Source organism: Rubritalea spongiae (assembly GCF_042652385.1).
Classification (GTDB): domain Bacteria; phylum Verrucomicrobiota; class Verrucomicrobiia; order Verrucomicrobiales; family Akkermansiaceae; genus Rubritalea; species Rubritalea spongiae.
In genome coordinates this window covers 1,389,697-1,412,160 of sequence record NZ_JBHSJM010000001.1, presented here as the reverse complement: position 1 = coordinate 1,412,160, position 22,464 = coordinate 1,389,697, and the positions used below count along the sequence as shown (strand labels likewise).

Sequence of the window (22,464 nt, the reverse complement as noted above, 5' to 3'; positions counted from 1 at the left end):
ACCATAGTTACTCCCAGATCATGTGTTCCATTTCGAGGGCGCGTGCGCGCTTTTGGTAAGACTCGGTTTCAGGGCCGCCGTAGGAGGCAACTTTTTTTGCTACGGCAACTGCGGCTCGGTAGTTTTTATTTTTTTCTAATAATGCGATGGCTTTGAAGGCACATTGGTAGAACCATTTCCATTCTTGTTGGCCTTCGGTGGTGTCAATATTTTCGCGATTGATGACAATGTAATAGGAATTGAGAGCTGCTTCATCTTCGCCCATACTCTCGAGAGTTTGCCCTTTCATGTAGTGGATTTGATTACTCCATGCTAGGGGCAAGCTAGGGTGTTTGAGAAGTTGGTCATAAACGGCAACGGCCTTTGCGTATTGACCGCTATCTTCGCTGCCTTGGGTGTGGAGTGCGGTAGCAAGGAGGACACCGATTTCTCTTTGTTGAGAAGAGGAGGATGAGGGATCGTATACTTCGTTAAGAGAAATTTTAGCTTCTTCAGTGCGGTTGACATCGAGAAGAATACGGGCTTGTTGGATACGCGCTTCAGTAGAGAGGGATGAGTTGGTGGTGACTACTTTTTCAAAAAGGTCGATGCTTTCTTTGAGTGCTTGCGGCGTGCCTTCAAGACGGGCGGCGGTGCCTGCGTAATAGTAACAGAATGGTACGAGCGGGGAGGAGGGCTGGTCGAGGGCAATTTTAACAAGTAACTGACGGGCTTTGTTATGTTCGCCGTTACGGTAGAGAGCTATACCTTGGCGGAGGCGGAATTCAGCTGCGTCGTCGCTGGAAGAGTATTTGTCTAGGAAGGATTGAGTTGCCTGGATCGCAGTGGGCCAATCTTGTTTAAGTTCTGCGAGCTGGTAACTAGTGCGTGAGAATTCTGTAAATTGCTTTTCGGTGAGAGAGTTTCCTTTGACGGTGTCTAACAGCGCGGTGCATAGAACTGGGTCAAGAGGTGATTGAGTGGCACAGATGGAAGCGAGAGCAATGCGTGCATCAACAGCTCTAGGATGGTCTGGATTTTTTAGGAGAAAATTATAGAGGGCTTCGCGTGCATTTTCGTGCTTTTGGTGCGCTAGCCAGAGCGCTTTTTCTAAGTCGAGCTGAGTGCGGATATCTTTGTCTTCGATTTTTTCTTTCTGCGCATCGAATGCAGCTAAGTTGGCGCTACGTAATGCAGCAAGGCCGGCATTGATGGTTGCGAGTTTAGCGACTTTTTCGTTGTTAGACTTGGTGGCGAGTTCAAAGGCTGTTAGGGCGTCTGAATAGTCTTCAGCTTCAACACTGAGTAAACCTGCGATGAATCCAGCTTTTGATTTTGCTTCTAAGCTTAACGAGACTTGCTGTTTTTTCACCATGGTGGCGAGCGTGCGAAGCGTTTGTAGGGCGGCGAGTTTTTGCTTTAACTGAAGTTCAATTTTAGCAGTTTCGAGAATAGAACTACCAAAAAGTGGATGTAAGGGATTGGCTAACCTAAATGCTGAGAAGTCGAATTGGGCTTTTGTAAGCGCACCTGGCGAGTCGAGAGCGGCGGTGTGCTTAGCGTAATAGTAGAGGGCTGTAGATCTAAGCTTGTCACTAACAGATTGGAGAGTGGCGGCACGTGGCAGCGGTGGAACGATGAATTCTGAGTCTCTTTGTGGAGATAGGATGGCAGAGTTCTGGGTGTCACGTCCTGCCCATTTTTGGAGTTGGAGATAAAATGGGCTATTATCAGACAGGGGAGAAGGGTGCCATGCACTTAATCGTTCAAAGATAGGAAGAAGGATGGGAGTGTCTTGTCTTTCATCGACGAAAGTAATTAATGCATCGATAGCTTCTTGATCAAGGCCTGCAGCATGGCGAGCATCAGCTAGGCCTAGTAATGCTATTTGGTAGAGCCGCGGGTGGATGTTTTGCTCATTTTCAAAGAGAATGGAATATTTCGCGATTGCATCGGTATATTCTTTATTCGCGTAGGCGAGCTTGGCATCGAGGAGCTGCTTGAGGATGTCGGATTTTTCGCCCTCAGGGATGCTCGCGATCATTTTTTTTGCATTCTCGAGCTTGCCATTTCTCAGATAAATTTCTGAGAGGATTGCGCTAGCTTTGAGCTTGGTGACGATGTCTTTAGAGGTGCGAGCTTGGAGAAAGCTGTCGATGGCTTCGTTTTCAAAACCGAGGGCTAGCTGCAGGCTTGCGAGGCTGAGAGTGGCGGCGTCATGGTGGATCGAAGCTTTATCGAGTGCTTGAAAATACTCAATTGCTTCGAGATATTTTCCTTGTGCAGCATAGGCTTGTGCGAGCCAGAAGTTTCTTTCTGGATGGTTATCGAAGAATTTACTTTTGAGTGTTTTGAGAGCGTCTTCTGGCTGGTTTGCTCGAACTTGAGCTTCGGTGAGGCGGTAGAGGATTTCGCGGTTCTGCGCGTCTTCGAGGCCACTGATTTTATACGCTTCTTGGAATCGGCTGACTGCTAGTTCCGGGAGTTGATCGGCCATGGCTTGGAGGCCTTGCTGATAGGTGGTGATTTCTGCCATGTTCGGTGCAGAATCTGGTGCTGCTTGCTGCTGGGCAGATGCAGGAAGAATTACAATGAGAGTAGATATGGCGAGAGCAGCGAAGCGCATGAGTGGATAAGCTAGCGCTGGAGCCTAGGCGGGTCAATGCTGGGGATCGTTTTCAGTTGTCAGTTTGGATTGTTTGCAAATGATGTGAGTTATGGAGATTGAGCCCATAGCGAGAGTGGAGACATGCTATCCGGAAAAGTTTGGGGTGCCGCGTCAGCCAGGATTGGTGAAACAGGCGTGGGGAAGAATTATTTTTGAGGAAAGTTATCGAGCAGAGAATTTTATTCGGGGCATCGAAGGCTTTAGCCATTTATGGATCGTATTTCATTTCCATTTAGCTAGTCAGCGGAAAGGCAAAGAAACTGTGCGACCTCCAAGGTTGGGAGGGAATGAACGCGTGGGGGTATTTGCTTCGCGCGCGCCATTTCGGCCAAATAATCTGGGGCTGTCAGTAGTGGAGCTGGTGGAAGTAGATTATGCATCACTGGATGGGCCCGTGCTGAAGATCCGCGGGGCTGATTTAGTCAGTGGAACACCTGTGATGGATATTAAACCCTATGTGCCATTTTGCGATTCTGTACCAAGCGCCATAGGTGGCTTTGTGGATGGGGAACCAGTGAGGATGGAGGTGGCGTGGTGTAGCTCCTGTATTGTTCCAGAGATGAGTCGAACTGTGATTGAGCAGACTTTGGCATTAGATCCACGACCCGCGTATCATGTAGACTTGGAGAGAGAATATGGCTGTGAAATTGATGGGTACGCAGTGAGGTGGCGAGTGGAGCAAGGAGTTGTCAAGATTTTCGCTTGCGAGCCAAGCCAATGAGCATACTATTCAAGCAATGAAAGCAGCAAAATGGATCGCAGTCGGTTTAGGAGTAGTCGTCACACTTCTAAGTACTTCATGTGGTAGTCTTCCTGAAACAGAGAAGAATTTAGGACCAACGAGTGAACATAGTTCTATTCCATGGAACCGCCGCCTTCCTGGCGAAGGACAAGCTGCCTTTGGTGGATTTGGCACTCAGTAGTTTGTTTTAACGAGTGAGTACGAATACAAAGCCCTGCACAAAAAACGCAGGGCTTTTTTAGTGAAAGAATCTTTAATCGATATAGCCACGTGGATTTTGGCTTTGCCATTTCCAGGCACTTTCGACCATTTCGGTGAGGCCGAGTTCTGCTTCCCAGCCGAGTTCTTCTTTAGCTTTAGATGGGTTCCCTGTTACTTCGGCGATGTCACCATCACGTCGAGGCCCTACAGTATACGGAACTTCATGACCGCAAGCCTTGCTGAAGGCATTGATCATTTCTAGGACGGAATAGCCTCGGCCAGTGCCGATGTTATAAATGTGAATGCCGTTGCTGTTTGAGAGCTTTTCTAGAGATTTAACATGGGCCTTGGCTAGGTCCGTGACGTGAATGTAGTCACGAACTCCTGTGCCGTCGGGTGTGTCCCAGTCGTCGCCGAAGACGACCACTTTTTCGCGGATTCCGGCAGCTACTTGGCTGACGAATGGGAGAAGATTGTTGGGATAGGTAGGGTCTTCACCAATGCGTCCAGATTCATGAGCTCCAACAGGGTTGAAGTAACGCAGTAGTGCTATATCCCAGTTCTCGGCTTTAGCCGTGTCCATGAGGATTTGCTCCATCATTGCCTTAGTGTGACCATAGGGATTTGTGGCGCGAATTGGAGCGTTTTCTCTGACTGGGATCTCGTCTGGATCTCCATAGACCGTAGCTGAGGAGCTAAAGACGATTTTAGATACACCATGTTTTTTCATGGCTGAGTAGAGATTGAGTGAACCAGTTATATTGTTAGTGTAATAATCTAATGGTTTTTCTACGGATTCACCTACAGCTTTGAGTGCTGCAAAGTGGATGACTGAGTCGATGTCGGGGTGTTGAACAAAGACTGAATTGAGAGAATCTGTATCTAGGAGGTCGACTTGCTGGAAGGTTATCTCGCGGCCGGAAAGTTCCTGCACGCGTTTCATTGCTTCTGCGCTGGAGTTGATGAAGTTATCAACGAGCACGAGCTCGTAGTCTCCTTTGAGGAGTTCAATGTTAGTGTGAGATGCAATATATCCGGCTCCGCCGGTGATGAGGACTTTGTTCATGAGAAAAGTGAGAGTGTATTGGGGGGCTAAGGTCTGCTCAGTTTATAGAACCATGATTTGATGGTGCCAAGCAGCTTTAAAAATGGGGGGCGTGAGTCGTGTTGAAAATCGGGATTCGCCAGAATTTTGGCGGCATCTAGGGCCGTAATAAATTCTCCAGTTTTAGGATTGAGGTAGGTGGGGTAGAGGCAGAGAGCGGCACATGCTAGCTGCGGTATGGAGAGTCGCCTAGTTCGACGAGGACAGTCGAGCCAATCGACCGTGAGTCCCCAGCCAGCGTAGAAGGGGATTCCATAGGTGTGTACTGTTTTTTTGTGTAGCAGCGCTTCGAAGCCCACAGTGGAGGTTAGTGTGTGCACTTCGTCTACCGCTTTGATCCATGAAATGATGTCTCCCTCTGTTACTAGGTGATCAACTTGGCTTTCGATACCCTCCCACAGTGGCGCGTCTTTGCGTGCACCAGCTAAAAGATCTGGGTGTGGTTTGTAACAGATGTAGGCCTCTGGATACTGTTTTCTCACTTCCGCCAACAGCTCACGGTTGTTGCGGAGCTTGGGGCTGCCGTATTTGATCGAGGCATCGGAATCAACTTGGCCAGGTATGAGAATAGTTTTCTTTCCTACTGAATCGATCGGTAATGTGACGTCGGATTGTCCGAGATTATATTTCGTAATCTTGTTGCGACATAAAAAATCAATTAACTGGTTCGTATTGGTTACTTCTGCGTCGGTAAAATCATGATTTTCTAATATATACTCAAGGCGCGATGGTGTCCGAGCATCGAAATAAATTCCTATATCATCAAAAACCCAAGAGAGGGGGAAATTGAAATTGGCCCCGAGTCCGCGGGAGCGTATGAAGCCGTCTTCTATACGGGTGACCGATAAATCCTTAGCGTATTTGGGAAGTTGTGTTGCGCCCCATACTAGTAGCTCGGGCTGAATCTTTTCCTCTGCTAGGTATTGCTGGACTTTTCTAACACTAGAGAAATTAAGTTTTTCTATTTTTGCCCCTAAATATAGGGGGAGAACCGATTTTTTCCACGGAGAAAGACCTATTGCGAGGTATTCTGGTTGTCTTTTTTTCCAGATCGAGTGCTGCAGCTTAATGTGCTCGATAATACGTAATAAATTACATGGCTCTTTAGTGTCGGGGTCAAAGTAATGCGTGTAGCGCAAGTAAGCTGCTTCAAAGAGTTTTTCTATAGATAGTCGATGCTTTCTGGGTGGAAGAGGGGCTGCTGAACGATCATCAGTAAGGCCCCAGCCAGCGTAATAGTTCCACCCATATGAAACTACTGGAATACGATGTATTAGAGCTTCCATTCCCATGTTAGAGGTACCTACATAAACTTTCTCGGCACAGCGAAAACATTCAGCGACACAGAAATCTTCTGGGAGTATTTTAATCTTTGGATGATTTAGTAACGCCGGAGTAAAGCAGCTATGTTTAGCTCGATATTGGTGGTCAGGATGGGTTTTAACATAGACTGGAGAATCTCCAGACTCGTCAATGGCGTCTTGGAGCATTCTATCGAAATCTGAAGCCGAGATCCCTCCGTACTTTAGGGCCGCGTCACCAGCTGTTTGATCGACAACGAGAACTCCTGGAGGAAGTTTACGACCTTGGTCGAGGTGACAATTGTATTTGGAAATCCCATATTCTCGGATTTTTTTTAAGGTAATATCAATTTCATTTACTGAAATAGGTTTACTCCAATGATTCTCACTAAGAACTTCACCATTGAGGTATCTAATAAGATCTGAGTTCCCCGTGGCATCGTAGTAGATGCCGTTTGTGTCAGCTACAATACTGTATAATGCCCAGCGACCATAACCTGGAAAGATTGAGCGCACGAAACCGTCTTCGAAAATTGTCGCCGTTTCGTTTTTTTGCTTAGCTGCTTTGATGGCGCGAAGGCCACTGTTTTTGTAGCCCCAACCTAAAAAATCTATAGAGCTTGTGTTTCTATATACTTTAACTAAAGGGTGAGAATGTGTTGACATGCATGAAATGGTTGAACTGAGTGCTAAGTAGAATTATATAATTACCTTATGCATGTCTATGGTGATGCTATTTTGTTGAGTAAGAATTTCGAGTCAGATATTTCGTTTAAATTTAAAATGTCAGCTTTAGAACCAAATTTAGTACGTATTGCAAATTTTATAACTGAAGTGTCTTCTAGGTCTAAATGAGTGTCGTCAATTTTCATATATTTATAACTTTGTGGATTGTCATAAATAAAGAAAACGTGGTTGGCATTGTTGCATGATTTAAACATGCGATCAATCCTCTTGTTGAGGGTGTGGTTTATAGACTGAATGTTGTGTTTAGGTTGTGAGCAGGTTCTGTTTTTGTTTTTAGTTGCAGCATAAGAATGCCAGTTATAGTGGGCTAATATATAGTTATGTTGTTTGTCTAAAGTGTAATATCTAAATGTTGAATCTAAATATATATTGATGTCATTTTGGTTTATGTGCTTCACCTTATCGTTGATAAAGTGATAATTAGATGAAGTGAACTTGATTCCCATTCCATGAACAGGGTGGGAATGGTTTTCGTGTTTCATGCAAACAGCGTGTGATTTATGGTCTAGATAATCGAGATTAATCAGAGGTGATTTTACTATACTCGCTATCGATGAAGGAGGGAAAAAGCCACTGTCAAATGGAAGACTGGCTTGTTTAATGCCAAATTTTTTCAGAATGTTTTGCTTGGTGTAGCATCTGAAACCTACAGGAATAATGGCAACCTCACCAGAATTTACAAGTTGTTGTAGTTTTATATCATAGGAAGTCCATTTAGCTGTAGATTTGAGAGCATTGTTATACTCACGCAGTTTTTTTCGAATAAACGGCCCATTTGGTCTAGATTCGTGTGCTAGCGCCATAAGATCTTTAGATATTTCAAGATCTTGGCTTTCAAATTCAACAGCGAGATCGCGTAAAAGGTTGACTGCTTTAGGCTTTAGTCTACGCATCGATTTCTAATCCTCTCTTCTTTGGGTAAATATGGAATTTGTTTTTTTATAAAACAAGATGTATGCCAGATTTTCCACTGTTCTGTATAAAGTTGGCGAGATAAAGACCATCCCAGCTTGTTGAATCCTGTTGATTGCGAATTTGTCAGCGACGACTGAATAGTCAGGCCGATACTGAGGCAATCAGCAAGTGTTTTGTGGGAAATCGGGGTAAAACAGGATTCCATTCTAGCAACAAATTCAGAATCAGCTCCAAACTCTTTTTCATCGTAGTATCCGATACTCTCTTGGGCTGATTTTAAAAACATGAAAGATGAACAGTTCCATTGTTGAATAGGAAAAGATTTTCTAGAGGAGAATCGGTTTTCTATAGGGTTGTACTTAATCCATCTTGAGGACGATGCGACAGCTAGAGGATTATATTGTAAAGGATGTGCCTGAATGGCTATTTTGTCACTGTGAGACCAGTCGTCTGCATCATGGAATGTAATGATAGAGCCGTTTGCCATATCAAGTGCTATGTTTCTACATCTGTATACTCCACGTCTAATTGGTGATTTGTGTACTATATTACGCGGAGAATGAGATTTTAATATGTCACAGGCAATTTGAAATGAATCGTCCTCGGAAGCATCATCAATATAGATGATTTGAAGGTTTTTATAGCTCTGATTGATCAATGAATTTAAAGCCAGAGCCAGGGTTTTATGACAATTATAACCACAAACAATGACGCTAATTAAATGACCGTTTGTTTGATGGCGGAGACTGCAGGTAGGCAATATCTCATTCTTAGTTAAATTGGCCAGAAATTCCTTAGAAAAAGAGCTGTAACGACCATTTTCTTCAAGAAGAATAGGAAAAGAGCTCTCTCTAATAATATTGGATAATACAAAACACTCGTTCAAATGCTTTGGATTAATCAAGGGCATTACCTTTTCTAGAGGAGAAGGAATGGAGGTTGATTTTAGCTGGTGACTGCAATACTCATACAATACTTCTTTGTGATAGTTGATATACAGTTCTTGAGCTTTCTTTTTAAGCGAGGGTTGTCGAGAATCTATGATCGCTTCTAATACTTGTTTAGATAGTGAAGAGTTTTTGTTTAGTAGCTTTAAGAAAAGAGATTCATCTTTGCTCAATGTGTCATGGTTGTACGATGGCCTTAACAAATACCCGTATAAGTATGCATCTTCAAGAAGAAGACTTTCAATGTTTGAGGTGTAGACAAATTTTTTTTTAGCTAAAAATTTGGACAGAATACGACTCTTACAAAGTAACCTAATTACCGGGTGAATAATATATTTAACGGTAAAAATTAAAAGAGTAGATTTGTTTAAATTAAAAAGTACCTTTGAATGTGGAGACATCTTTAGATCTAGACTTTTAGCTAGTTAGGGAGAATAGTGTGCACTAAGTCAAACCAATCTTGTATCCTATTTTCAACAAAATAGCCTTCGGCGCTTTGGTGTGCTCCAGCTGAAAGCTTCACTCTTAGTCCAGAGTTTTGTATAACTTTTATAAGTGTGTCAGCGAGCGCGTTTATTTTTTCTGAGTTTGAACAATCAATTAATACACCATTTCGGGATGTGATTAGTCGATTAGTTCCTGGGCAAGAGTTAAAGCCGATGCACGGAAGTGAATGAGCCATGGCCTCGACGGTTACAAGACCGAAGCCTTCGAAGAGTGAAGGTATACAAAAAATTTGAGAATCACCGTATTCAGAATCAATATCTTTTGTTGGGGGGTGAATAGTAATGGATGTATTTAAACCTGCCCTAGTTATTTGAGTTTGTAATTGGTTTTTGAGGGGACCATCGCCATAAATAGAGAGTTGCCAATCTGGACACAGCTTGTGAACTATTGACCAAGCTGAGATAAGGGTAGTGTGATCTTTAGGCTTAGCCAATCGGCCTACTGCAATTACTCGCTTCGGCCGATTTAGAAGTGGTGCTGATTTGTGATTTGGACGGGTGATGAAATTTCTAACGGTATATGTATGATCTTTTATAGATTCAGAGAAGTAGTTTCGGAATTCATCAAGGATGACAGTGTTAGCATTGGCGTTTGCGAGAGCCTTAAAGCGTAGTTTTTTATCATTGATATTTTGATCCCATCGGGCTGGATTTTCAAAATCTTCTTTAGGGACATTGTGCAGTGAAAGAACATATTTAATGTTTAATTTTGAAGCCACTAAGTAGGTGACAGCAAATGTGCTAGGTAGAAATCCAATAATGAGATCGGTGGGGTTATCTTTAAAATATTCTGTTACTCGATTAACTTTATCGCGGTTTTTTACAAACCATGCAAATTTGTTTAAACAGGGCGTACACTCAAACCTTTCCATGTACTTAGAAATTCGCTTGGATCTAATTTCTTTTTTAGTGGGCTTAAGCGCTGGAGTTACCTTTAAATTACGTAGTGTAACATTACAATTCAAAGGATAAAAAGGTCGGCCTAAGGTGTCTTCGTAAGTAATGATTTCTACTTGGTATCCTTGTGTTATTAATTGGTTGGCAACATTAACAACGACTCGTTCTGCGCCACCAGCTCTTCCGGCTATTCGGTCTAAAAACAATGAAATTTTCATTTTGGGAGGTGTCTGAATATGTTTACAGCTAACTGCTTGATAGAATCAGGCGAATTATATTCTAGTGCTTCTAGCCGACTAAAGGGTGGGAGGAAACGTAGCTGTTTAATATATGAGCCAAGCCATTCCTCGATAGATAAATGATGGATTTTTTTTATTTGTTTAAATAATTGAAGCCCGATATCGTGCGAAGCAATTTTGTTTATTGTAGAGGTGCTGTATAGCCTATAGTCTTCACGAACGAATTGTTTAGGGAGTGACGGTAGAGCTGCTGAGTTCAAGGACAGAGAATCTAATGTATGAGAGCATTCTGCTAGTGGAGTAATTTCTTTAGATAGCTCAACCTTCCGTTCCTTAAGTATCTCAATATCTGTACTTGAGTAGTCGTTTAGAATAGAGAGAGTTTCGTAAATTCTATTTTCACGAAGAATGTCAGGTAAGACTACTTGGATTATGGTGTCACCAACATATGCATCTTTCAATTGAGTAATAAACTGGTCAGTCTTGTCCATAGAGGATGATATTACGTGAATATCTAAAAGGTGCTCAAAATTAATATTGAGTATGACATGGTTTGATCTATGCGTTGATTCAATTATTCGGCCTACACTAACGGCCAATGCATTAGCATTCTCGTTGAATAGCTGAGGTGAGAAGTTAGCTTGTGACGTTTCTATGCCTATAGAAGACGGAGTAATTAACGAAGTTTTCGCCTCCAGAGCTAGTTGATCCTGAATGGTAATTAAATGATCGAGACAATCGAATAAGGATAAATTGATGTAAAGCATGACTAACAGAAAGTTCGTTTGAATCGCTTCAAACCGCGTTTAGGAGATTTGGCGAAATATTGAACAGCTAGTCTTGAAAACAACATTCTTTTTCCGTTGTTTCTGTAGTGGCGAATAATTAAGGCAAGCTGATCTTGCTTAGAAAATCTTTCAAACCGATTACCAAAAGAAGCATAGGAAAAGCGGTGCTTTTTCCATATATGTCGAACTGAGTGTTCGACACTTTCTCCACTTCTCCCAACATCTGACTTCTTATAGATGCAGAGCGGTTGGTTATTAGGCGTAGCAACAAACTGTCCGCCTTGATGAGCAAAGCGTAGGATAAATTCTAGATCCTGCAGCCGCGGTAAGTTAGTATCAAATTTACCGACTCTTCTATAAGTTTCTGTTGTGGCTAACATAGTCCAGAGGTAGCAACCGATTTTCCCATTAATTACTCCTTGTAAGGCGCCTTGAGTTAGGTCTGGAGATTTAATACGTTTTTTGCCCCCGCCTTCCCATTGCCAGTCATAAGAACTTAAACATATATAGCCATCTACTTCAGGGCTGACTTTATAAAGTTCGGTGAATTGGGTCTGTAGCTTGTGAGGGTACCAAGTGTCATCAGCATCAATCCAGGTTAGATACTTACCTCTGGCATTTTCTAGAACTGTATTTCGAGCATAAGGGCGTCCAAGGTTTTGTGAGTGGTGGTAGACAAGCACCTCAGCATGCAATCGTTCTAATTGATTGAGAACTTCAAGCGTTTCATTGTCATCACAGCCGTCATTAATAAGTATGACTTCAAGCGATCCAAGCCATGTTTGATTTAGAACTGATTCAACAGCATCAATAACTGATGGACCAGAGTTATATACAGGGATGCCGACGCTTAGTGTCGGCTGATTATTATGAAGGTCATTCATGGCTACATTTTTTATTCCTCTGTACAGGATGACTGTTTATTAAGATTGCTTTTCCCTAGCCTGATTCGCTAATCTACGCGAGAGACGACAAGTGACTTCCATTAATAAATTGTTTTTTCTCTGTTGATCAACATCGTAGATTTGATCAATAGTATCAGCGGATATAAATTCGTCTTCTTGAGTGGCTGTGGATGTTGGAGGGGCGCCAAAGTTAATTCCAAAATCACTTGCTAACATGGAAAGGTTAGCCGTGTTTGCCTCAGTGATAAGAGCCGCTACAGAAGGTTTCACTAGAGAACTTTTTTTGCCAGGTACAAATTTGTCAGAATTCCCAAGTATTCTTAGAAAGGTTTTACTCTCTGGAGTGCGTTTACCATTTTGTTTAGGGAGGCGGTTTTTTCTAAAATTTTGCATGATATCAATAGCTTCTGGGCTAAGAGATGGATTGCTGGGAGCAGAGGTTCCAGAAAGGTCTATAGATGGATCAATCAATCCGAAGAAATGTCTAACAACATCGCCGTTTGGTAGCTTATTTTTATTAAACTCAAAGACGTCAATAGATTGAAAAATGGATTTGTAAATTGAAAGAACACCGTAATTAATCGATTTGCCTAGCTTGATACGATGGTTCGCTTTTATGTGTTGCTGCATCAACGATGACCAGTATGCGACTGGCTCTCGGACGTACGCAATGATGTGGAATTTTGGATTATGAAAGATACCTTCAAATTTATTTTTGAGAGTTGATATCTCTTTGTCGCTCATAGTGAATAAATACTCACTTGATATTATAATAGATTTATATTTTTGCGTTACTGTTTTTTGAAGCCTTAGCAACCACTTATCCATCATTGAATTAATTTCTTCTTGGCTTAAAGATTCAGCTCTTTGTTTAAGATCTCTGGGGAGCCTTTCTTTTCTTTTACAGAGAGCGACTATTGCTTGGTTGTCATCTTCTTTGATTGGTGTTGTAGGAAATAAAATCCCTTTTTTTTCTAAATCTCCACTGAGACTTTTTAATGTGTTCTGAATTGAGGTCGATCCAGATTTAGGCATGCCGATATGAATAAAAATATCTATCGAATCAGCATTGGTTGAAGTGAGTTGATTTCGCATTGGAAATTAATAGAGTAGTTAATTATTGGATATTGCTATGAAGAATGTGATGCGTGCTATGTAGGGAGTAGTTCATACTCTATCGTAGATAGAGGCAATGATAGCTTTGACGACATATACAGTTAATAAAAGTACGCATATAGCGGTTATTGACAAATAAAGCCGCTTCGGGTTTTTGTAATCATCGGATAAATAAGGATTCTGAATTACAGAGAAGAAGCGTGATGTTGATATCGTTTCTGCTCGGGTTTTTTCAAGAATGAGTTCTGCTCCTTTTCTGAGGTTAGTGGCGAATTCCAGGTTTAATGTGAGTTCTTTATGTTGAGATAAAAGTTGATTAAGTTTTTGTTGGTCGGCACCAGAAAGTTCTTCAACTTGTTCTGCTATGATGGCATCGAGTTGTTTTATTGCCGTTTCTTGAGTGTGAATGTTAGGGGAATTTGGAGAACTAGTTTTGAGGGTGGTGAGTTCAATTTCACGGTTGATTCGTTCTAGTCGCAAAGTTTGTATTGCAGCCAGTTTCGCTTGAATAATCGCTTCAGGTTGTATTATTTTGTGTTCGTTCTGGAAGCTTAGTAGAGCTTTTTCTTGTTCTTTGATATTTTCGTGAGCTCTCTGTACTTCTGCTTGGGCAAAGTCCAGACGTCTCATAGCAATTTCCTTGTTAAGGTCATTAATGAACTTTTCTGTTTTTTCTAAAATATTTTGAGACAATTTGTAGGATAAATCTGCTGAAAATGATTCAACCGTAAGATGAATCAAGCCTGTTGCTTGATTATAATGTGCAATGATTCGTTTGCGGTAATAATCCAGTCGTTCTTCTATGGTGGAGTCTTTGTTGAGTCTAAATAGGTAGTCTTTTTCAGGTGAGGAGTAGTGTTCAAGTAAATTAAACTCTTTTTCAGCTTCTAACAACAAGTCGGCTGAATGGATGAAGCCGATGGCTGCTTGTGTGTCTAGGGTCCCTGTGTGACTACCTCCAATCATTGCTAGTATCCCAACTGAGGCTTCAGCGTTGGAACTTTCTTCGACCACTACTGAAAATTGGGATTCCGAGACATATCGATCTTGAGCAAATGCATAAAGATAGATGACTGGAATCGCGCATACACATAGAAGTAATATGGCAAGTAATGGTGTATTTTTACGTTCAGACATAGTGAAAGTGTTGCTTTACTGAGTTCCGTTTGGATTCTTAGTATTTTTTTTACGAGTAGCTTTTTTAGCTGTTTTTTTCTTGGTAGCCTTTTTGGCTAATTTTCGGGCCATTTTTTTGGCTGTGATGGGATCTTTTTCTGCTATGAAATTAAGATAACTATCGATGCCTTCATCTATTGACTCATAGTAGGAGGCGTTACCATTTCTTAGAAAGATGGCGCTTTCACATGATTTTTTTAAAGTGGTGAGGTTGTGAGCTACAAAAATGAGTGATGCTCGTTCCTTAATTTCTTCAAAGGCCCGTTCGGCTTTTTGGCGGAAAATGGCATCACCAACTGAAGTGAGCTCATCTATGAGGTAGTAGTCAAAATCAAAGTTGATCGACAAACCAAAGCCTAATCTTGCTCGCATTCCTGAGGAGTACGATTTGACTGGCATATCAAAAAAATCACCGAGTTCGGCAAACTCTATGACATTTTTAATAATGTATTCTTTTTCGGCCTTAGTGAGCCCATTAATGCGGCAAGCGAACTCTATGTTTTGTCTGCCAGTTAGTGAGCCTTGAAAACCAACACCGACTCCCAGTGGCCAAGAAATAGAGGAATTCGATTTAATTGTTCCGCTATTTGGTGCTTCAGCACCTCCAATCATACGTAAAAGTGTGCTTTTTCCAGCGCCGTTAGGCCCAAGGATGCCGATGCTCTTTTTCTCAGGGATGCATAGAGAAATGTCACGCATCACGTCATGGGTCTTACCACCTTTAAGATGGTAATATTTGGTTACGTTAGTGAGTTCTATCATCGCTGAGCTAGGTAGTGGCGATTATTTCGGTAGGTCATAAAGCCAAGAGATAGACTAATTAGGGCAAACAGAGCTGGATAGGCAAGGTTGACTCCTGGGGCCTTATAGTTAGGAAAAAGGCACATACGAGAGTACTCAATGGTGTGTACAAGAGGGTTAAGCAAAAGGTATTTTATGTGCGTTGCTGGAATGTTTGATGAAGGATAGAGTACGCAGGAAATGAAGAGTAGAGGGCGCTGGATGTAGGCGATAATTTTCTCAAGTTCAGCGAATTTAGTACATGCAATGCCGAGAGCAATGCCTAAGCCTGAACCTATTGCCCACGTACAGACGATACAGAAAAACAGAGTAAAAAGATTGTCAGTAGAAATGGGAATACCAAACCAAGATCCTACGAGACAGAACACGGTAAAAGCAAATGAAGAAGAGAGTAGGTCGAAAAGAAATTTTGATATAAAAGGATCAAGAGGTTGTACTTTTTTAAAGACAAGCAAGCCTTTGTTAGAGCTGATCGCACCGATACCTGAAGACATAGGGCCAGTTAATAATTTCAATAACATAAAGCCACAGAGTAGGAAAAAAGCATATGGTACTTCACCTGAGCTTCTGCCTAACACAGGACCTAGAATGAGACCTAGTATAATGACTGATACAAGTGGATCGATGAGCATCCATACGAACCCTAACTTATACTTTCCAAATCTCGTAATGGCTTCTCTCTGAAGGAGAGCTTTGGTGACATATACTTGAGTTTTCCATGGGGAGTGCTCACGAATTCGGATAGGCATTTGCTGAAAAATCCAGTAGAGGTTAAAATGCGGTGCCTATGCGGGAGAAGTTAGATACCTGACTGAAGGGTAATATATTTCTGATCATTCTATTCCATCGGGCAAGTGGGGCTTCGGTGACGTAGACGATGTCGTCGCCGTGAACTAAGAAGCGACTGGCGTAGATTACCCCTGATGGGTCGCTTAGGTTGAAGCGGAAGATGGTAGCTGAATCATTGGAAGTTTTCCGAAAGACAAAGACTCCTGTGACATCGGCTCGGTTTGAGCTGACTCCGCCACCTTGGCCGATGAAGTCGGCTAAACGGGCATCATTGTTAGGAAAAGGGTAAGATCCTGGGCGATTGACGGCACCTAAGATCGTCACAGCATGTTTATCACTTTTTTGGATTTCTAGTATATCACCATCTTGAGCGAGAATATTTTTGGTGGTAACTTCCTTGTTGTTTAGTAGGTAGGTACGTCCTTCTCGGTGGAGTTTATATTCGCAAGTGAAGGGTTCGATGGCTGTCCCACCGCTTTTAGCAACGAGGTCGGCGAGTGTGACGCCTTTACGATCGATCTGCTGTTGGCCTGGCTTGTTAGCGATGCCTATGACATTTGCTGTAAGAGGAAGGCGTGAAATTCTGTTAAGTGATACTTGTGCTGTATTGAATACTGTGGAATACGCATTTTGTATTTCGTTTTGAACATCTGTGATTTCTTTACCAATTACATTAAAATCACCGGCGTAGGGTATGGAGATTTTTCCTGATTGAGGAACTTCGATCGGGCCAAATTGAACTGGGCGTCCATCTCGGCTTGAAAATCCTCCCGTTTCAGCGGTATCAATCACTTGGAGAGCTAACTTATCGTAGGGGCGGATCGCATCAGCATATGTTTTGATGAGATCAGTTTTAGGAATGGAGTTGCTCTGGATTATCTGAGGCTTGTTGATCTCGGTGATGTTGAGATTGTTAACGTCAATAATCACGTATTCGTTGGTGGGGAATTTCCCTTCTTTCTGGGCGTCATGGATAGCATCCATATTTGTAGGCCCCTGTTCAGGAGTCCACTGACAGGAGTTGAGTAGTAGAAAACTCGCGAGAGTTGAGGTGAGCGCTAGAAGCTTCTTCATAGTGTTTTATTGAATCGTAGCAGGCTCAGCAGAGGGGAGTTCGATATTGCTGAATGTTTCTGGTGTCGAGTAATGTTGAACGAGATCTTGGTGAGGTTCGAAAAGGGAGTTGAAGTCGGCAGGCCAAGCAATTTTACAGCGACCAGGTGAGGAGTAGAGGCGCTGGTAGAATGTGCCTTGGGCTTGTGAGGTCTGCTTTAAAAGTGCGACAAAATTGTTGACGTGCTTTTTTGAGACTCTGCCGTGTTGCGTCCAAAAATCATCTAATGAGCCTTGAAAGGTGAGTTTTTCGAGATCGAACGCGGCCTTTCCAAGGGTGATGAGAGGTGTGTTGTGGATCAGAGCTGAGAGGCCGACGGAGCTGTTTACCGTGATACAGCCACGTGCATTATCTAAAATCGTAGGTAGATGTATGCGGTCTAGATAGAGGATGCGTTGGTTTCCTATATCTTCACGGATTTTTTTGATGAGATGGAGGTAGTCTTTATAGCCACGGTCCATAGGATGGATCTTAAAGACGAGTTTGGTGCCTTTAGGCGCGTGCTTTTTAAAAGAAGCTGCGACAGTGCAGATAAACTCTTCCATACTCTGGAAGTGCGAGCGAATGGTGATTTGGCTGTCGGTATGGACCTGGAGTGGTACAAAGTAATATTTGCCTGACCATTTACCGGCAAATATCTTATCAAAACAGCTTTGTTTTTTGCGTCCTTGAAAGCGCAAGGCACCTCGGATGTTTGCGACTAAATGGTGGCCAACGCTGAGCGTGCGCTGGTCTTGATAGTGGCAGTACTGGCGGGCAAAAGTTGCCATAAATCTTGAGAATAGAAAGAAGAGGCCAAATTGCACCATTTTACATGGAGTACTCATGCGAGCAAGCTGTGCTGGTTTCTCAGGGGGAGTGACCGCTTGATCTTTGTTAAGAATTTCAGTCCAACGGTTCTGGAGGTAATCGAATTGGTTACGTTGACGGGAGTAAATACTGCAAAAGTCTGGTCTTAGTAAACCTAGCTCAAGAACGATGCACTCGATGCCTAGTTCTTCGGCGAGATCCCAGCCAATGAGGTTGTATGGGCGGTATTGGTTGTAGAGGATGAGGGAGTCGACGTCGTGTTCAGAAATATAAGCTCTGAGCCAGTTCTCAAATTCATCGAGTGGTGCGTCAAAGTCGACAGTTGCTACGCCTTTCCATTTATAAATCCAGTCCCCAGCGTGGAGTACTACTTTGGTGACCTGTGTGCCCTTGTCGATCAAATCTAACGCAAAATTTGTGAGACCTCCCTCCCAATCGCCCTGAAGAATAAGTGCGTTGTTGAGTTGCTTATGTCGTTTTGGGTGCATTAAAAGGCGTGTCTGAGTGAGAGTAGGCTGCGGCACACGGTGCTAACTGCTCGATTACTCGGAATAGAATGCGATAAGAGCATATGCAATGCCAAAAAACGGAATTGTGTAATGTTTGGCTAGCCAGAGAGCTTTGTTAATTCAATAGTTGTTCTTCTATCTGTTCCATATGCGCATTGACTTTCTCACAGACACTTATTCGCCTGATATTAATGGTGCAGCTCGAACTCTACGACAGATGGTAGATGGAGTGAAGTCAGAAGGGTGGGAGGTGCGAGTGATTGGCCCTCATGCTGATAGTTCCTTGGCTATGATGTCTTTTCGCGTGCCGAAGTATAGTTCGGTGAATGTGGCTTTGTTGAGGAGTAAGACGATTGAGGAGTTTTGGTCTCAGATTAGACCAGATGTGGTGTACATTGCGACCGAGGCATTTCTTGGAGCAGCAGGGCTTAAGGCTGCAAGAAAAATGGGGATCCCTGTGATCGCTGGTTACCACACGAATTTTAACCAGTACGCAAAAAGTTTTAAGCTAGGATGGTTGGCGCAGCCAGCGGTGCGCTTTTTAAGGAAGTTTCACAACAAGGCATCTGCGACTTTAGTGCCTTCAGATTCAGTGAAGTGCGAACTAGAGGGGTTTGGTTTTGAAAAATTGCATGTACTTGGTCGTGGTGTTGATTCTGAGCGATTTCATCCTTCCAAGCGTAGTGATCTCTTACGTGAGAAGTGGGGAGCTAAGGATGGGACGCCTGTCGCGATTTTTGTGGCGAGGATTTCACCGGAAAAGAACCTAAAGTTGCTTTCAGAGGCATTTCAAGCATTGCAAAAAAAGAACCCTGAAACTGTGTGTGTAGTTGTCGGGGATGGACCTTCTTTTGTCGGTTTTCAGTCGAATAATCCGAATGTTCACTGTCAGCGGTTTTTGCAAGGGAGGGAGCTAGCTGAGGCGTATGCTTCAGCCGATATATTAGTGTTTCCTAGTCTTACAGAGACATTTGGAAATACGATTACGGAAGGATTAGCTTCAGGCTTGGTGGTGGTGGGCTTTGATTATGCCGCTATCCAAATGCATGTATGCGATGGAGAAAATGGGTTTTGTGTGCCGTTTGGTAGGGAAGAGGATTTTTTGAGGAAATGTGAAAAAGCGTTGGACGAGGTGTCGAACATAGATTTGCGTAACGCGGCAGTAGAAAGTGTCCGCGATGTGACTTGGGATAGGGTGACTCAGAGGTTTAGGAAACTTTGTGAGAGCTTGGTTGAGCGAGTTTAACCTTCGACTTTTTCTTCAAGTTTCTTCTGGAGTTTCTTGGACAGCAGTGGGCGGAGTAAACCGTAGAGTAAATAGAGGGTGAAGAGAAGTGTGGGTGTGTACCAGCGGGTTTGTTCGTACATGATGAGCATGATGAAGATGGCACCGAGTACGACTCCCCAGAGTGAGCCTTTGGTTTTCCAATCGACTTTTTTGAAGCTGGGGTAGCGGACATTACTGAGCATGAGTGCTGAGAGACCGAGCATGACTGCGGCTAAGACGTAGTTCCAAGCTCCGAGGTTAATCTCGTTTGCGGAATCACCTCGATAGAGGTGGATGATGAGGAAGGTGATAGAGGCAATGAAGCCGGCTGCCATTGGGATGGGGATGCCACGAAAGTCCATGGTGTCGCCCGGTTTTTTAGGGATGTTAGCGAGGCAGTTGAAGCGAGCGAGGCGCATGGCGCCGCAGAGTAGATAAATGAAGGCGATGGCCCAGCCGAGTTTGAAATCTCCGAGTTGTTCGGATAATGGAAAGAGTACGGCTTTAGAAACGAGCAGAGCTGGAGCCATACCGAATGAGACGACGTCGGCAATGGAGTCAAATTCCTGACCGAATGGGGACTCTTGGCCACCTAGACGGGCAAGTCGACCATCTAGGAGGTCGAAGATACAGGAACCGAAAATCAACATAATTGCCTGTTGGTAGAAGGTATAGGCGTCAATGAACTCGTCGTGCTGCATTCCCTTGAAAATGGTAAGTACAGCGAAGAACCCACAGCAGAGGTTACCCGCAGTCATTAGATTGGGCAGCAGGTAGATTTTAGGTTCCTCGTAGGGTGTGTTTGGTTCCTCGTGGCTCATGTCAGTGCTAACTAGCCACATTTGTTTGGGAAGAAACAGTGGAAAATGTGAGGGGATGTGATTAGCTTCTGAGGTATGGCTGAAGCAACGACATCAATGGTGGATTTATTGGCTCAATATCCAGGTGCGCGCCGGGCGCTTTTTGCCCGCTATCACATTGGCGGATGTAGTTCGTGCGCTTATAAAGATGAGGAGACGCTTGGTGAGGTTTGCGAGCGCAATGAAATTGATGTGAATGAAGCCATTGCACATGTGTTGCAGAGCCACGAGGTTGATAAGGCGATGCTTATTTCTCCAAGTGAGGTGAAGTCGTTGTTGGACGATGGCCGAGATTTTGTGTTCCTAGATACCCGAACCAGAGAGGAACATGAGGCTGTAACGATTGCTGGCTCAGAGTTTATGACACAAGAGCGGCAGCAGGAGTTGTTTGGAAAAGCGAAAGAGGATGATGTGATTGTGTTGTACGATCACACGGGTGGGAGAGTGTTAGATACCTGCGCTTGGTTTCAAGGGCATGGTTTGAAAGGTACGCGGGGAATGTTGGGGGGAATCGACGCTTGGAGTAAGGAAGTTGATAAAGCTATTCCACGCTATCGTTTGGAAATGGACTAATGGGTCCACGGGGACTCGATGAGTTCTGAATGGACGATGATTTTTTCGTAATGTTGAGCCCGTAGGTTTTGGCGGTATTGGGCGATTGCGTCTTTCCTGCGAGAGGTTTCGAGTGCAGCTATGATCTCGGGTTTGAGTTGTTCGAAATTGGCCAATTCTGCCGAGCGCTTGGCAGTCACCACGATAAGGTGCCATCCGATTTTTGTTTCGATGATCCGAGGTTGATCGAGAGGAAGCGCGAAGGCTTGTTCGGCAAAGTCGTTGGGGAGTCGTTCACGTTGCATCCATTGGAGATCTCCGCCAGCTTGACTTGTTCGAGGGTCGGCGCTGAGTTTTTTTGCGAGTTCGTCAAAGTTGGTTGATGTGAGCTTGAGTTTGGCTTGCTCGAGTTTTGCGAGTGCTTGTTGCTCGTTATGGTTGAGTTTGGATAAGAAAATGTGGCGAGCTTTGATGCGTTCTGGAGTGGTGAGTTCTTCACGGTGATCACTGTACCAGGCTCGGGCTTCGTCAACGCTGACGGCGATGGCTGGGGCGATTTTGCTATCGATGTATTTGTTTTGTTGGAGACGAGCTGCGATGCGGAATTCTAATTCTTTTTTATGTTTGAAACCAAATCCTTTGAGAGTGTCGGCCATTTGTTGTGGAGTGGAGAAACGGCTAGTAAACCGCTGGATTGCGGAAGTGATTTCAGCTTGGCTGACTGGGAAAGTGTCATCATTGAGAGCAATTTTTTCTCGGAGAATGGAGTGGTCAATCAGCTCGTCTAATACCTTTATGCGAAGTGTTGCGCGTTCAGCGGCGGTGAGTTCGGCTCTATTACGGCCATTTCTCCAGAGGTATTCATCTACACCATAGTCGACTTGTGAAAGATAGATGGGGACGGTGAAAACACGGGCAATGATATCTCGGTCTTGGTCTAGTTGCATTTTCTTCACGTGGGAGTTATGCATTTTGTCCACCTGCTTTTTGAGTGGGCCAGTGAAAAAGATGAGGTCACAGAGGAGGTAGAGCATGAGCGCTGACCAAGCGATGAGGCGCACTACGAATTTTTTTCCCATTTTCATCTGCGAGGTAGGCTAGATGAGCAGACACAAAAAAGCCACACAACTTTCGCTGCGTGGCTTTTTGCGAAAATGTGTGAGGTGAATGATTAGTTAACAGCAACCGCTTCTGCGCCAGTTTCACCGGTACGGATGCGGATGGCTTCGTCTACGGTGGAGAGGAAAACTTTACCGTCACCGATCTTGCCTGTGTTTGCGCTTTTGACAATAGCTTCAGCGACTGTCTGGGCTTGTTCGTCGTCTACTACGATGTCGATTTTAACTTTAGGAAGGAAGTCGACGGTGTATTCGGAACCACGATAGATTTCAGTGTGACCTTTTTGACGACCGAAGCCTTTTACTTCAGTCACAGTCATGCCCTGTACGCCTACTTCAGCGAGAGCTTCTTTCACTTCTTCGAGTTTGAACGGCTTGATGATTGCTTCGATTTTTTTCATAGCTTAAAAAC

The 22,464-nt window shown here is 43.6% G+C and carries 21 protein-coding genes; 4 read left to right on the top strand and 17 right to left on the bottom strand.

Translation table 11 applies throughout. From position 1 onward, the window contains the following. Positions 1-7 precede the first annotated feature (7 nt). Positions 8-2,605, bottom strand: coding sequence for a tetratricopeptide repeat protein (locus ACFPK9_RS06475; RefSeq protein ID WP_377094013.1), 2,598 nt, complete (start codon positions 2,603-2,605; stop codon positions 8-10). A gap of 91 nt (positions 2,606-2,696) precedes the next feature. On the opposite strand from ACFPK9_RS06475, the gene tsaA reads away from it, so the two are divergent. Next, on the top strand, positions 2,697-3,368 hold the full coding sequence (gene tsaA / locus ACFPK9_RS06470) for a tRNA (N6-threonylcarbamoyladenosine(37)-N6)-methyltransferase TrmO (RefSeq protein WP_377094012.1): 672 nt from the start codon (positions 2,697-2,699) through the stop codon (positions 3,366-3,368). Between the two features lie 16 nt (positions 3,369-3,384). Further along, positions 3,385-3,570: a hypothetical protein gene (locus tag ACFPK9_RS06465; RefSeq protein ID WP_377094011.1), complete on the top strand. Its 186-nt coding sequence runs from the start codon at positions 3,385-3,387 to the stop codon at positions 3,568-3,570. A 72-nt stretch (positions 3,571-3,642) separates the two neighbouring features. On the opposite strand, the gene galE is transcribed toward ACFPK9_RS06465, so the two are convergent. The 13 genes from galE to ACFPK9_RS06400 all read right to left on the bottom strand — a co-directional run bounded on the left by galE (position 3,643) and on the right by ACFPK9_RS06400 (position 18,234). Next, on the bottom strand, positions 3,643-4,656 hold the full coding sequence (galE, locus tag ACFPK9_RS06460) for a UDP-glucose 4-epimerase GalE (protein ID WP_377094010.1): 1,014 nt from the start codon (positions 4,654-4,656) through the stop codon (positions 3,643-3,645). 26 nt (positions 4,657-4,682) lie between these two features. Next, complete coding sequence (locus ACFPK9_RS06455; RefSeq protein WP_377094009.1) at positions 4,683-6,662, bottom strand: capsular polysaccharide biosynthesis protein; 1,980 nt, start codon at positions 6,660-6,662, stop codon at positions 4,683-4,685. A 56-nt stretch (positions 6,663-6,718) separates the two neighbouring features. Next, positions 6,719-7,636 (bottom strand): hypothetical protein, encoded by a 918-nt coding sequence (locus ACFPK9_RS06450; protein ID WP_377094008.1) that lies wholly within the window; start codon positions 7,634-7,636, stop codon positions 6,719-6,721. Then, positions 7,624-8,778 (bottom strand): glycosyltransferase family 2 protein, encoded by a 1,155-nt coding sequence (locus ACFPK9_RS06445; RefSeq protein ID WP_377094007.1) that lies wholly within the window; start codon positions 8,776-8,778, stop codon positions 7,624-7,626. The genes ACFPK9_RS06450 and ACFPK9_RS06445 overlap by 13 nt, the downstream gene beginning before the upstream one ends. Before the next feature lie 248 nt (positions 8,779-9,026). Continuing rightward, complete coding sequence (locus ACFPK9_RS06440; protein WP_377094006.1) at positions 9,027-10,226, bottom strand: glycosyltransferase; 1,200 nt, start codon at positions 10,224-10,226, stop codon at positions 9,027-9,029. After that, entirely contained in the window at positions 10,223-11,014 is a 792-nt protein-coding gene (locus ACFPK9_RS06435) for a hypothetical protein (RefSeq protein ID WP_377094005.1), read from the bottom strand. The genes ACFPK9_RS06440 and ACFPK9_RS06435 overlap by 4 nt, the downstream gene beginning before the upstream one ends. A 2-nt stretch (positions 11,015-11,016) precedes the next feature. Next, positions 11,017-11,919 (bottom strand): glycosyltransferase family 2 protein, encoded by a 903-nt coding sequence (locus ACFPK9_RS06430; RefSeq protein WP_377094004.1) that lies wholly within the window; start codon positions 11,917-11,919, stop codon positions 11,017-11,019. Between the two features lie 39 nt (positions 11,920-11,958). Then, the gene (locus tag ACFPK9_RS06425; RefSeq protein ID WP_377094003.1) at positions 11,959-13,035 is read right to left on the bottom strand and encodes a hypothetical protein; all 1,077 of its coding nucleotides are present in this window, start codon (positions 13,033-13,035) and stop codon (positions 11,959-11,961) included. Between the two features lie 72 nt (positions 13,036-13,107). Further along, positions 13,108-14,193, bottom strand: a complete 1,086-nt coding sequence (locus tag ACFPK9_RS06420) for a KpsE/RkpR family capsule polysaccharide export protein (RefSeq protein WP_377094002.1) — start codon at positions 14,191-14,193, stop codon at positions 13,108-13,110. A gap of 15 nt (positions 14,194-14,208) precedes the next feature. Continuing rightward, positions 14,209-14,994 carry an ABC transporter ATP-binding protein gene (locus ACFPK9_RS06415; protein ID WP_377094001.1) on the bottom strand — a complete coding sequence of 262 codons (786 nt, stop codon included), beginning with the start codon at positions 14,992-14,994 and terminating at the stop codon, positions 14,209-14,211. Further along, positions 14,991-15,782, bottom strand: a complete 792-nt coding sequence (locus ACFPK9_RS06410) for an ABC transporter permease (RefSeq protein ID WP_377094000.1) — start codon at positions 15,780-15,782, stop codon at positions 14,991-14,993. The genes ACFPK9_RS06415 and ACFPK9_RS06410 overlap by 4 nt, the downstream gene beginning before the upstream one ends. Before the next feature lie 22 nt (positions 15,783-15,804). Continuing rightward, a complete protein-coding gene (locus tag ACFPK9_RS06405) occupies positions 15,805-16,896 on the bottom strand; it encodes an SLBB domain-containing protein (RefSeq protein WP_377093999.1) in 1,092 nt (363 codons plus the stop codon). 6 nt (positions 16,897-16,902) lie between these two features. Then, a complete protein-coding gene (locus ACFPK9_RS06400) occupies positions 16,903-18,234 on the bottom strand; it encodes a capsular polysaccharide export protein, LipB/KpsS family (protein WP_377093998.1) in 1,332 nt (443 codons plus the stop codon). 169 nt (positions 18,235-18,403) lie between these two features. On the opposite strand from ACFPK9_RS06400, the gene ACFPK9_RS06395 reads away from it, so the two are divergent. Continuing rightward, entirely contained in the window at positions 18,404-19,501 is a 1,098-nt protein-coding gene (locus ACFPK9_RS06395) for a glycosyltransferase family 4 protein (protein WP_377093997.1), read from the top strand. Here the strand turns inward: ACFPK9_RS06395 and pssA are convergent. Beyond that, a complete protein-coding gene (pssA, locus tag ACFPK9_RS06390; RefSeq protein WP_377093996.1) occupies positions 19,498-20,343 on the bottom strand; it encodes a CDP-diacylglycerol--serine O-phosphatidyltransferase in 846 nt (281 codons plus the stop codon). The two genes, ACFPK9_RS06395 and pssA, sit on opposite strands and share 4 nt — an antisense overlap. Positions 20,344-20,418: 75 nt before the next feature. Here pssA and ACFPK9_RS06385 point away from each other — a divergent pair, with 75 nt between their 5' ends. Continuing rightward, positions 20,419-20,955, top strand: a complete 537-nt coding sequence (locus ACFPK9_RS06385; RefSeq protein ID WP_377093995.1) for a rhodanese-like domain-containing protein — start codon at positions 20,419-20,421, stop codon at positions 20,953-20,955. Here the strand turns inward: ACFPK9_RS06385 and ACFPK9_RS06380 are convergent. Together ACFPK9_RS06380 and ACFPK9_RS06375 are read right to left on the bottom strand one after the other, a co-directional pair. Beyond that, entirely contained in the window at positions 20,952-22,013 is a 1,062-nt protein-coding gene (locus ACFPK9_RS06380) for a peptidylprolyl isomerase (RefSeq protein WP_377093994.1), read from the bottom strand. The genes ACFPK9_RS06385 and ACFPK9_RS06380 overlap by 4 nt on opposite strands. Before the next feature lie 92 nt (positions 22,014-22,105). Beyond that, positions 22,106-22,453 carry a P-II family nitrogen regulator gene (locus ACFPK9_RS06375; protein ID WP_377088933.1) on the bottom strand — a complete coding sequence of 116 codons (348 nt, stop codon included), beginning with the start codon at positions 22,451-22,453 and terminating at the stop codon, positions 22,106-22,108. Between the last annotated feature and the right edge of the window lie 11 nt (positions 22,454-22,464).